The sequence below is a fragment of the Streptomyces macrosporus genome (assembly GCF_039533145.1).
Lineage (GTDB): Bacteria > Actinomycetota > Actinomycetes > Streptomycetales > Streptomycetaceae > Streptomyces > Streptomyces macrosporus.
In genome coordinates, this window is sequence record NZ_BAAASZ010000017.1 from 38594 (window position 1) to 50119 (window position 11526).

General features: G+C 74.2%; 10 protein-coding genes and 2 pseudogenes. 4 read left to right on the forward strand and 8 right to left on the reverse strand.

Translation table 11 applies throughout. The annotated features are described in order from the left end of the window. Positions 1 to 127 precede the first annotated feature (127 nt). On the forward strand, positions 128 to 1336 hold the full coding sequence (locus ABD335_RS08645) for a cytochrome P450 family protein (protein ID WP_344321537.1): 1209 nt from the start codon (positions 128 to 130) through the stop codon (positions 1334 to 1336). Between the two features lie 11 nt (positions 1337 to 1347). Here the strand turns inward: ABD335_RS08645 and ABD335_RS08650 are convergent, their stop codons facing one another. The 5 genes and pseudogenes from ABD335_RS08650 to ABD335_RS08670 all read right to left on the reverse strand — a co-directional run bounded on the left by ABD335_RS08650 (position 1348) and on the right by ABD335_RS08670 (position 6646). After that, entirely contained in the window at positions 1348 to 1911 is a 564-nt protein-coding gene (locus ABD335_RS08650; protein WP_344321538.1) for a tyrosine-type recombinase/integrase, read from the reverse strand. 97 nt (positions 1912 to 2008) lie between these two features. Next, positions 2009 to 2650: pseudogene (locus tag ABD335_RS08655) on the reverse strand (helix-turn-helix domain-containing protein); the annotation flags it as partial. Between the two features lie 187 nt (positions 2651 to 2837). Continuing rightward, entirely contained in the window at positions 2838 to 3884 is a 1047-nt protein-coding gene (locus ABD335_RS08660) for an NAD(P)-dependent alcohol dehydrogenase (protein ID WP_344322100.1), read from the reverse strand. A gap of 98 nt (positions 3885 to 3982) precedes the next feature. After that, the gene (locus ABD335_RS08665; protein ID WP_344321540.1) at positions 3983 to 5347 is read right to left on the reverse strand and encodes a rhodanese-like domain-containing protein; all 1365 of its coding nucleotides are present in this window, start codon (positions 5345 to 5347) and stop codon (positions 3983 to 3985) included. A gap of 123 nt (positions 5348 to 5470) precedes the next feature. Then, on the reverse strand, positions 5471 to 6646 hold the full coding sequence (locus ABD335_RS08670) for a lactonase family protein (RefSeq protein WP_344321541.1): 1176 nt from the start codon (positions 6644 to 6646) through the stop codon (positions 5471 to 5473). A gap of 467 nt (positions 6647 to 7113) precedes the next feature. Here ABD335_RS08670 and ABD335_RS08675 point away from each other — a divergent pair, with 467 nt between their 5' ends. Then, positions 7114 to 7965 carry a hypothetical protein gene (locus tag ABD335_RS08675; RefSeq protein ID WP_344321542.1) on the forward strand — a complete coding sequence of 284 codons (852 nt, stop codon included), beginning with the start codon at positions 7114 to 7116 and terminating at the stop codon, positions 7963 to 7965. A 365-nt stretch (positions 7966 to 8330) separates the two neighbouring features. Here ABD335_RS08675 and ABD335_RS08680 read toward each other — a convergent pair whose 3' ends face one another. From ABD335_RS08680 to ABD335_RS08690, 3 genes are all read right to left on the reverse strand, one after another. Continuing rightward, positions 8331 to 8807 (reverse strand): hypothetical protein, encoded by a 477-nt coding sequence (locus ABD335_RS08680; protein ID WP_344321543.1) that lies wholly within the window; start codon positions 8805 to 8807, stop codon positions 8331 to 8333. Positions 8808 to 8982: 175 nt separating this feature from the next. Beyond that, positions 8983 to 9261, reverse strand: a complete 279-nt coding sequence (locus tag ABD335_RS08685; protein WP_344321544.1) for a hypothetical protein — start codon at positions 9259 to 9261, stop codon at positions 8983 to 8985. Continuing rightward, positions 9231 to 9761, reverse strand: a complete 531-nt coding sequence (locus ABD335_RS08690; RefSeq protein WP_344322146.1) for a hypothetical protein — start codon at positions 9759 to 9761, stop codon at positions 9231 to 9233. Before ABD335_RS08690 ends, ABD335_RS08685 begins: the two co-directional genes overlap by 31 nt. 87 nt (positions 9762 to 9848) lie before the next feature. On the opposite strand from ABD335_RS08690, the pseudogene ABD335_RS08695 reads away from it, so the two are divergent. Together ABD335_RS08695 and ABD335_RS08700 are read left to right on the forward strand one after the other, a co-directional pair. Beyond that, positions 9849 to 10348, forward strand: a pseudogene (locus tag ABD335_RS08695) (IS5 family transposase); the annotation flags it as partial. Between the two features lie 107 nt (positions 10349 to 10455). Continuing rightward, positions 10456 to 11016, forward strand: coding sequence for a cysteine hydrolase family protein (locus tag ABD335_RS08700; RefSeq protein ID WP_344321545.1), 561 nt, complete (start codon positions 10456 to 10458; stop codon positions 11014 to 11016). Positions 11017 to 11526 lie beyond the last annotated feature (510 nt).

The following is an 11526-nucleotide window of genomic DNA, read 5'->3' on the forward strand; positions in this document are numbered from 1 at the left end:
AACAGGGAAACGTGGACCACTCCCCGGTTGGCTGCTAGGGTCGAAAACGAGGACCAATCCCCATTTGACGCACCGTCACGCCCCCCGCGCCCGCGTCCGGACGCGCCGCCCCCTGGAGGAGAACGCCATGAGCATGCCCGCCATCGAGCACCTGGCCCCGCACGGCACGGACGTCGCCACGGACCCGTACCCCCTCTACGCCCTGCTGCGCGAGCGCGGACCGGTCCACCACGTGCCCACCACCGACTCCAGGAGCGTCTGGCTGATCGTCGGCCACGACGAGGTCCGCGCCGCCCTGACGGACCCGCGCCTGCGCAACGACATACGCCACTCGTCCGACTGGACGGACGACGGCGGCCACGCCATCGGCCGGAACATGCTCCAGGTCGACCCACCCGACCACACCCGCCTGCGCGCCCTCGTCGCCCGCGAGTTCACCCACCGCCGCGTCGAGTCCCTGCGCCCCCGCGTCAGGCACATCGCCGACGACCTCCTGGACGCCGTGTCGCCCCTGGGCCGCACCGACCTGGTCGAGTCCTTCGCCATGCCGCTGCCGGTGGCCGTGATCTGCGAACTCATCGGGGTCCCCGCCGCCGACCGGACGACCTTCCACGGCTGGTCCACCGAGATCGTCCACCCCTCCGACCCGGAGTCCGGCCACGCCGCCGCACAGGCCATGACGGCCTACCTCACCGCCCTCGTCGACGACAAACGCCGGAAGCCGGGCGACGACCTCCTCGGCGCCCTGGCCACCACCGCCGCCCTCGGAACCGACCGGCTCTCCCCCGAGGAACTGCTCGGCATGGCGTTCCTGCTGCTCGTCGCCGGCCACGAGACCACCGTCAACCTCGTCTCCAGCGCCGTCCACGCCCTGCTCACCCACCCCGACCAGCTCGACGCCCTCCGCGCCGACCCGACCCTCCTCGACGGCGCCGTCGAGGAGACCCTGCGCCACAACGGCCCGGTGGTCACCTCGGCCCACCGTTTCACCGCCGAGCCCGTGGAGATCGGCGGCACCACCATCCCGGCCGGGGAGCCCGTGCTCGTCGTCCTGGCCTCGGCCTCCCGCGACCCCGACCGCTTCCCCGACCCCGACCGCTTCGACATCCGCCGCGACGCGCGGGGCCACTCGGCCTTCGGCCACGGCATCCACCATTGCCTGGGCGCGCCGCTCGCCCGCCTGGAGGGCGCCGTCGCACTGGAGACCCTCCTGGACCGCTTCCCCGACCTCGCGCTCGACGCCGACCCGGCCGACCTCGTCTGGCGCCCCGGGATGCTGCGCGGTCTCCGCCGGCTGCCCGTGCGGTACACCCCGCGGGAGCCCGGGGAGCGCTGAGGGCGGACGCGTCAGTCCCGAGCGGCGGTCCAGACGCGGCGGAGCTGTTCGAACCGGGTGGGCAGCGGGGGCCGCCGGCCGGCGTGGGCGGCGTTGGTGCGGTACACGAAGCGGCGCCAGGACAGCACCAGTCCCTGCCGGGTGATGGGCAGCCCGGCCGCGACCGTCACCCCGTTGTCATGGGTGTGGTGCACCGTCAGCAGCAGCGCCTCGGGCGGCGAGCCCTCCAACTCCGCGCACAGATCGGCCCGGACGTCCATCCAGCGGCGCAGCACCAGCACCGTGCCCGCGTCCAGCCCGTGCCGGCGCACGACGCGGTGCTTGCCGTGCTCGACGTCCACCCACCCCGCCCCCAGGTCCAGCGACCCCACGGTGCACCGCAGCAGGTCCCCGTAGCGGGCGCCGGTGGCACGGGCCAGGCCCACCACCACCGCCAGCCGCACCGTCTCCGGCTTGGCACCCTCCTCCATGGCCTGGGTCGCCAGCGTCCGCCACACCCACTCGGCCTCCTCCGGCGACACGGTCGGCCGCGGATAGCGCCCCTTGTCCACCCCGCCCGTCGTCTTCGCCGCCATCGCCGTCCTCGCCTCCGCCCCGTCGGAATCCTTGTCCGCTTGGCACATTATTTCTCTTCCGAGCGGGAGGTGTCACCGACGGGTCGGGCCGTTCCGGTCAGCCGCCGGTGTGGATGCGGCGGCCGGTGATGCGTTCGGGCCGGATGATCACCCACAGGTCGCGCTCGCCGCCCGCCCACGGGCCGTAGGGGGTCAGGTCGGCCAGGCGGGCGGCCTCCTCCTCGCCGGCGGCCCGGGCGGGTCCGACGACGAGGACGCTCCAGCCGCGTCGGAAGGCTTCGTCCACGTGGTCGACCTCGAAGGCCACCTCGTGCCCCACGGCCGCCGCGGGCGTGGCGTCGGGCGCGGTCCGGAAGACGATCTCGTCGTCGACGACCTGGTAGTTCAGGGGGACGATGGCGGGTCCTTCGGAGGTCGTCACCGCGACCCGTCCGACGCCGTGAGTGGAGAGGTGGGCGCGGCACTCGTCGGGGTCGAGTTCGCGGAGTTCGGGGTGGTGGGCGGGCACGCCGCGGCCGGGCGGGCGGCCGGTGCCGCCGCCGCGCAGCCAGTCGACGGAGGTCTCCAGGGCGGCGGCCAGGCGGAGCAGCGCCGGGCCGCTGGGGGACGCGGGGTGCTCCTCCAGGTACGCCAGGTAGCCGGGCGCCATGCCGGCCAGGGACGCCGCCTCCTCGCGGGTGAGGCCGAGCCGTTCGCGTTGGAGGGCCACGCGCCGGCCGATGTCACCGGGGTCGGACGGTTCGCGGGATGTCCTGTCGGACGCCCTGTCGGACACGGCCACCGCCTCCTTCCTGGAGCTTCTGCGAGCTTCCGTCGAGCGCGTCGAGCATGTCGAACGCGTCGAGTCCGTCGATCGTTCCGCTCCGGGTACCCGCCGGCGGCCCGCCCATGGGGCCGGGGCCTTTCCGAGGACCGACCCGCACGGGTCAGTCCTCGGGGACGAGCACCGCCCGGCCCGCGACCAGGCCCTCGCGCAGACGCCGGTAGACCTCGACGGCCTCGCCGAGGGGGTGGGTCTCCACGTGCGGGCGGATCCGGCCCGCCCGGGCGAGGGCGACGACCTCGGCGAGTTCGGGCCGGGTGCCCCAGTAGGGGATGGTCACCGCGGCCTCCCAGGGCAGGGTGCCGTAGCGGAACGGCAGGGTGCCGCCCGCGAGGCCGACCACGGTGATGTCGGACTCCACGGCGGCGGCCCCGGCGGCGGTGGCCATCGTGGCGTCGGCGCCGACGCAGTCCAACACCAGGGTGGCGCCCAGGCCGCCGGTGAGGTCCCGGATTCGCGCGGCGGCGTCCGCGCCGGCGGGCACGCAGTGGTCGGCGCCGGCCCCGGCGGCCAGGTCGAGCTTGTCCGGGGCGGTGTCGACGGCGACGACGTCGGCCGGGCTCAGCGCCTTGAGCAGTTGGACGGCCATGTGCCCCAGGCCGCCGATGCCGATCACCACGGCCGCGGTGCCGGGGACGAGCCGGTGGAGGGAGCGTTTGACGGCGTGGTACGGGGTGAGCGCGGCATCGGCCAGCGCGGCGGCGGTGCGCGGTTCCAGATCGCCGAGCGGGGTGAGCAGCCGGGGCGAGGGGACGACCATGTACTCGGCCATCCCGCCGTCCGCGCCCAGTCCGCCCCCGGCGGCCCGCAGTTCGGCGGCGTGCCGGCAGTAGTTCTCCGCGCCGCGGGCGCAGGCGGGGCAGACCCCGCACCCCCAGGGGCCGTAGACCAGCACGGCGTCCCCCTCGCGCAGCCCGGAGTTCCGGGTTCCCGGGCCCAGGGTGTGCACCCGTCCCGCGGTCTCGTGGCCCAGGGTGAAGGGCAGGTCGTAGGGCAGGGTGCCGGCGGGCCAGTCCATGACGTGCAGGTCGGAGTGGCACACGCCCGCTCCGGCCACCTTGATCAGAACCTCTCCGGGGCCGGGCTCGGGGACCGGGATCCGGGTCACTCGGGGCGGCTCCTGCCAGGCGGCCATCCGTACCGCCGTCATCTCGGACATCCGCGTCCTCCCGTGCGTGGGGCGTCGAAGGGGCCGTCGACCCCCGCGGTACCCCGGCGCCGGCGGGGCCACACCCTCGGCCGGCGCCCTCAGGGCCGGGCGACGGTCAGCCCGGCCGGGGCGGCCTGCTCGAAGGAGTCGTCGACGGCGACCACGTCGCGTCCGGCCGCGTCCAGCAGCGAGGCGGCGATCGCCGCGCGCGCCCCGGCGGCGCAGTGCACCCACACCACCCCGTCGGGGATCTCGTCGGTGCGGGCGCGCAGGTGGTGGACGGGGATGTGGACCGAACCCTCGACCCGGCCCTTGACGCGTTCGGAGTCCCGGCGCACGTCCAGCACCACCACGCGCTCGCCGCGCTCGCGTGCCTCGGCCAGGTCGGCGAACGACGCCAGGGGGTAGGAGCGCGGTGCCTCGCCGTCGCGGAGCCAGTCGGCGGGTCCGCCGATGGCGGCCGCGGCGGGGCGGTCGATGCCGACCCGGGCCAGTTCCCGCTGCGCGCCGGCGAGCTGTCCGGGGCTCTCGGCGAGCAGCGTGACGGGTTTGCCCCAGGGGATCAGCCAGGCCAGGTAGGTGGCGAGCTTGCCGTCGGCCTCGAAGTTGAACGCCCCGCCCACGTGTCCCTCGGCGAACGCCGTCCGGCCGCGCAGGTCCACCACCCACTCCCCCGCGGCGAGCCGGGCGGCTATCTCCGCGGCGTCCGCGCGCCGGGGCGGGGTGAGGTCCACCGGCGCCGGTCCGGTGGCGTTGACCGGCCCCATGTACGCGTAGTAGGCGGGGATGTCCTCCAGGCCGGCGAGCAGGTCGGCGACGAAGGCGTCGGCGTCCTTCACCAGCGCGTCGTTGGCGGCGCGCTCCTCGCCGATGGTGGTGGCGTCGCCCTTGGCCCGGGAGGAGGTGCAGAAGCTGCCGAACCCGTGGGTGGGCAGGACGGGCACCTCGTCCGGCAGTTCGCCGGCCAGCCGGTGGGCGGAGGCGTGCTGGGCCAGGGCCAGTTCGCGCGTCAGTCGCGGTTCGACCAGGTCGGGACGTCCGACGGTGCCGATCAGCAGGGAGCCGCCGGTGAAGACCGCCACCGCGCGTCCGTCCTCCCGGAGCACGTAGGAGGTGTGGTGCGGGGTGTGGCCGGGGGTGGCCAGGGCGTGCAGCGCGAGGCCGTCGTCGACGTCCACGGTGTCGCCGTCGGCCACCGGCGTGCGGGGGACCGACACCCGGGCGTCGGCCGGCACCAGGTACTCGGCGCCCGTCACCCGGGCCAGTTCCGGGCCGCCGGTGACGTAGTCGTTGTGGACGTGGGTCTCGACCACGAGGGCGATCCGCACCCCTCGGCGGGCCGCCGGGACGAGCATCCGGTCGATGTCCCGTGGCGGGTCCACCGCCACCGCCGTCGACCGTCCGCCGGCCAGATGGCTGTGGTTGCCCAGGCCCGGTGTCGCCACGGTGTCGACGAAGAACACGATGCCGCTCCTTCCGGTCTCCTCCGGATCGCTCCGCCGGGGTGTGGTGCGGCACGCCGCCGGCCCCCTTCTTCCCCCGGGTACCCGGGGGAAGAAGGGGAAACGGGGCCGGGCGTCCGTTCCTCAGGCGCGGCCGGCCGGGACGGGCAGCACGCACACCGCCCGGGGGAAGGCCAGTGGTTCGGCGGCCGGGGACAGGGCGCCGCTCGTCGGGTCCCGATGGAGGACGGTGACCGTTCCGGAGTTCTGGTTGGCCACGTACAGCAGGCGCCGAGCGGGGTCGAGGGCCATGTGGCGCGGGGAACTCCCTCCGCAGGGGTGGTGGGAGACGGGCCGCAGGCCGGTCCCGTCGGGGCCGTCGACGGCGAGGACGGTGACGGTGTCGTGGCCTCGGTTGGAGGCGTACACGAACCGGCCGTCCGCCGAGACCAGCACCTCGGCGGCGGTGCTGGGGATCGGATCGGAGTCCTCCGGCAGGATCGGCACGGTGGCCAGCGGGGTCAGGGCGCCCCGGTGGCCGTCGTACGCGCAGACGGTGAGGGTGGAGTCCAGCTCGCCCAGGACGTAGACGGCGCGCCCGGACGGGTGGAGGGCCAGGTGCCGGGGGCCGGAGCCGGGCGGCATCCGTGCCTCGGTGCCGTCCGTCAGCAGGCCGCGCTCGGGGTCGAACCGGTGGACGTGGACGGTGTCGGTGCCCAGGTCGACGGTGAACAGCCGCTTCCCGGCGGGGTCGGGCAGCACCATGTGGGCGTGCGGTCCGTCCTGCCGCTCGGGGTCGGGGCCGGACCCGGTGTACCGCACCACCTGGGTCACCCCGTCCGGGGTGCCGTCGGGGCGCAGCGCCACGACGGCCACCGTGCCGGAGGTGTAGTTCGCCGTGAACAGGTGGCGCCCGCCGGGGTGGACGGCGAGGTGGCAGGGGTGGGCTCCGCCGCTGGGCGCCTCCCCCAGCGAGCGCCGCACGGTGCCGTCCCGGTTCAGGGCGAAGGCGGAGACGCGGCCCTCGACCGTCTCGTTGACGGCGTACAGGACGCGGCCGGTCGGCGAGAGCGCCAGGAAGGACGGGTCCGGGGTGGGGACCACCGCCTCCAGCCGGAGCGCGCCGGTGTTCCGGTCGGCGCTCGCCACCCCGATGCCGTGGGTGGTGTCGCCGCCGGTGTAGGCGCCCAGGTAGACCCGTGTCCGGCCCCCGTCCCGCCGCCCCGGGCGCGCGGCGGCCTCCGGAGCGAGGGCGAGGGCGCCGGCGGTCGCGCCGAGCAGGGTCAGGGCGGTGCGTCGCGTCGGCTGTGGTTCCGTCATCGGTTCCTCCAACATGGGAACGCTCCCAGAAACTGTTCGCCCATGGTCACAGCCCGCTCGACCCCGGGGAAGCCCCACCGAGCGGCGAACGCTCCGCAGGGCGGCGCACGGGCCCCGGTGCGACGCCGGCGGCATGGGCGGAGAACGACCGGAGCCCGGGGTTTCCACCTGCGGCCGATCCCCGACGGCGGGACCCGTCCGGTGTCCGTACGCGCGGCCGGAGCCGTCCACGGGCGCTCACTCCGCCGTTCGACCTGCCGGCGGGGGAACCCGCGCACGTCGTGATGCGGACCCGCCGGTTCCGCGACCCGCGCACCCGGGTCGGCCGGGTCGGCGTGAAGGCGTGACGCGGGCCGGGGCACTTCCCCGTCCGCGACTCCTGGTGGGGCGCGACGGGTTGCCGTAGGGTGCGGACGATTGCCTATGGGAGCGCTCCCATTCATGTTCCCGTTCCCCTTGGAGGTTCCATGCGTCCGCTCCTCCCCACCCCCCGCCGCCTGTCCCGCCTGCTCGGCGCCCTCGCCCTCGCCGCCGTCACGGCGGTGGCCGCCACGGGCGGCGCCGCGCCCGCGCACGACCGCCACGGCGACCGCCCGCACCACGGTTGCCGGCCCGGTGACGCGCTGCTGTTCTGCGAGGACTTCGAGGACTTGCCGCGCGAGGCGGGCACCAGCCTCGACTGGGGCGTGGACACCCGGCACGGGACGCTCGCCGTCGAACGCCACCACGCCCGGAGGGGCGAGCACCGCCCGGGACAGGTGCTGCGGCTGCGCACTCAAGGCAACGGACACGCCTTCCTGGAGGTCGACGACTTCGACGCCCCCGGCAACGGCTTCTTCGGCCGGATGCGGGTGCGGGTCGACGCCTTCCCCACCGCCCCGGACTGGGCCCACTTCACTCTGGTGGAGGCCACGGGACGCGGCGACGGCAGCGTGGTCCGCCCGATCGGCGGCCAGTACGTGCCGACCGTCGGCGGCGGGACACCGCTGTGGGGCGTGGGTTCCGACGGCGGCCCGACGGGCGACTGGACCGACTGGCGCGCGTCCGCCCCGGCCGAGGCCGGCAGGTGGACCTGCCTGGAGTGGGAGATGGACGCGAGCGACAACCGCGTCTCGGTGTGGATCGACGGGAAGCCCAAGCCCGACCTGACCGTCACCACCACCCGCCACGGCGGCAACCCCGTCGACTTCGTCTTCCCCCGGTTCGACACCGTCCGCATCGGCTGGCAGCTCTACCAGGCCGGCCCCACCCCGGACTCCTACGACCTGCTCCTGGACGACCTGGCGCTGTCCACGGAGCGCGTGGGCTGCGGTCGTTGACCTCCATCCCCGAACCGGAGGGCCGGCGAGCGTCCCGACCCATGGGCGGGCCGGTGTCCGGCGGCAGGAGGGGAGCCGGCTCGCCGCGGTGAGGGCGGACCAGGGCGAGGCGGCGCCGGCCGTCTCGCCAAGGCGATCGGCGGCACGGACGCGTACCTCGGCCTGGACGCCCCCGGGAAGCGGCACCGTCCACATGGGCATCGCCGCGGACCACACCGGTACGGAGTGGTGCTGACGCACCGGCCGTCGCCGTGCACGACGAGGAAACCGTGCGGGTCCGGCCACCGGGCGCTGCGGATCGTTCCCCGGCGCGGCCGGTACGCGCCGCCGACGTACCCGGCCGACGGCCGCGCGCCACGCCCCCGTCAGTCCCGGGAGGCGCCGTCGGGCCACAGCACCCGGACGGGGACGCCGACGCGGCGGGCGTGGGCCACCACGTCGGCCGTACCGCCGTACCCGCGCGCCGGTTTGCCGTCCCAGACGGCGAGCAGCACGTCGACCATGCCGACGAGGAGTTCACTGCCCGCCTGGTGGGCGCGGGAACCCGACTCGACCAGCCCGGTGCGGTGCGTCTCGACCGCGCGCCGCAGCAGACCGTCGTAGGCGGGGTGGTGCCACGCGGGCAGGTCGCCGCGGTACTCCTCGGCGGGCAGGACGGCCTCAAGCCGTCCGCCGTGGTCGAGGACGATCTCGGCGAACCAGGCGTCGGGCCCGTCCGCCAGGCAGGACACCCCCACCAGCTCGCTCACCGGATGCCGCCGCACCTCCGCGTTCAGCATGTCGCGCACCCGCTCGGCGACCGGCTCGGACAACCCGCGGTGCCCGGTGATCCCTACACGCATGACCGTCCTTTCGCCTCCTCGCTCGGCGCGGAGGAACACCGCGCGGCTGCCCGGCCGAATCCCCGACCTCTGACAGCATGTTGCCCACGGCCGGCCGAACGCCAAGCTCATCGGAGCGCGACGGACTTCGGCATCGGACCGGAATCCCGTGATCGAGGAGACCGGTGAAGCCGCGTCACAGTATGTTCCAGCCCAGGTGGGTGTCCGAGTTCCGCAGCCCTGCGATGCGGCGTTCCACCTCGGCCACGGCCCCGGGGGTGCGGGCGGCTTTGCGGGCGTTGGTGGTGACCGTCCTCGGTTCCCGAATGTCCCGCAGGACGGGGTGCCCGGACCAGTCCGTGACGTCGTGGGCGTACGCCTCCGCGAAGCCCCTGTAGTGCTCGGGGCCGTGACCGAAGCGACGGCAGTGGATCTCGATGGCCGTCAGGTCCCGTTCGGGCCGGCCCCAGGCCACGGTGTCCCGGTCGCACAGCACGGTCCGGTCGCCGTCGTACAGGGCGTTGCGGTGCTGGGGTCTCCCTGGAGGACGGCCCGAGGCAGTTCGCAGGAGACGTCCGCGAGGTGTTTCTCCAGCCGGTCCACCCGCTGGGAGAGGAAACGGAGCGATTCCCCCGACAGCGTGGTGATCGCCGTGAGGGAGGCACGGATCGCCGAGACGTTGTCCAGCGGCCTGAGCCGGAACGGCGGGGCGGGCAGTTGGTGCAGGGCACGCAGCGGTCCGGCGATCCGCTGTGCGGGCACCGGCTCGTCGGGCCGGGGGAGGTACGTCCAGAAGGTGACCGGATGGCCGTCCACGACGACGGGCTCGCGGGTGAGGCGCACGACGGCATTGGTGTGGCCGCGCAGGAGCACCGCGTCCGTGCTGTCCGGTTCGGCTGCCTCACATGCGCGTTCCAGGACGTGGCGCAGCTCGGACTCGACGCAGCCTCCGTGGCGGGGCGTCGGTGCGGTCATGGGCCAAGGCCGGCCGGCGGATCGCGTGCCTGTCACGCCGTCCCCGGCGGGAGCGCCGGAATTTCGCCCGACTCCCGCACGGCCCGTTCCCGTTGCGCGATCGACTCCGTCAGCATGTGGGCCGCACAAGGGGGCCACTGACCGGACCGAATCCGACCGACCGCGGCAAGAACGAATCGAAGATCCACCTCATCACCGACCGGAACGGACTGCCCCTCTCCCTTGGGGTTTCCGCCGCCAACCTGCACGACAGCCAGGCCCTGAAGCCACTGGTGCGCGACATCCCACCCATCCGCTCCCGGCGCGGTCCACGCCGCCGACGCCCGTCCAGGCTGCACGTCGACCAGGGCTACGACTACGCCCACCTGCGCCGATGGCTTCGCCGGCGCGGCATCCGCCACCGCATCGCCCGCAAGGGCCTCGCGTCCTCCCAGCGGCTCGGTCGTCACCGCTGGGTCGTCGAGCGAACCGTGTCCTGGCTCGCCGGATGTCGCCGCCCGCACCGCCGCCACGAGCGCATGGCCGAGCACTTCCTCGCCTTCGTCGGCATAGCCGCAGCCCTCATCGGCCATCGCCGCCTCACCAACCGAAACGACGTCTTATCCTGCCTCGACAGACGCACCACCGACCTGCCCGAGGGCGCGGAGAACCCGGCCCGTTTCAACGCCGAACCGACTTCATTACCGGAGACGACATGAGCAGCGCCCTTCTCGTGATGGACGTCCAACAGGCCATCGTGGACATCGCCGACGACGGCTCCGGATACCTGCCACGCCTGCGCAGGGCGATCGACGGAGCCCGGGCGGCCGGCATCCCCGTGATCTACGTGGTCATCGCGTTACGTCCCGGCTTCCCGGAAGTCGGCACGCGCAACAGGGCTCTCACTGCCATCGCACGGGCCGGCCTCTATGTCGAGGGCGCCCCCGGCACCGAGATCCACCCCGAGGTCGCGCCCCGGCCGGGCGACGTGGTGGTCACCAAGAGACGAGCGAGCGCGTTCTCGGGCAGCGATCTCGACGTGGTGCTGAGAGCACGCGGTATCGAGAGCCTCGTGCTCACCGGCATCGCCACCAGCGCTGTGGTGCTGTCCACCCTGTGCCACGCGAACGACCTGGACTTCGGCCTCACTGTCCTCTCCGACGCCTGTCTGGACACCGACCCAGAGGTGCACCGGGTCCTCATCGAGCGTCTGTTCCCGCAGTGGGCGGATGTCGTCACCGTCGACGACTGGCTCAAGACGATCGCGTCTCAATAGCGGCACACCAGGTGGACGACAACACGGGCGGTTGGCTCCGGCGCCTGCCTTTCTTCGCGGGGCGGCAACTGTCGTCGGCTGTAGAGCAGTTCCTCTCTCTGCCTCCAGGCAGGATCCAAACGCCCAATCCGGTACCGGTGAACCTTCCCTCCGACATCCACGACTGACATCAACGACACCGGACGGGGATGCACACCAGCGACTCCGTGGGACCGCCTTACCAGTCGACGGCAGCAGCCGCAGCAGGCCCGGATCGAACTCCCGATGCGGTGGTCACACGCCGGGCCGCCGACGGCAAAGGCGGTGGACGACAGGGGTACTCGGCGGCCCGGCACGGCGGCGGTACGAGTCCGTCGGGCCGGGTGCCGAGGCGTGCCCGCATCCTCCAATCGCCTGGTCCCGTTGCACGGTTCGGCACGGTGGTGCGGAGCCGGCCGGCAAGCACGGCGAAATCGTCGTCGGTGAGGCCCTGGCTCGGGTCGACGCGGTGCAGCAGCGCCGGCGCTCGGT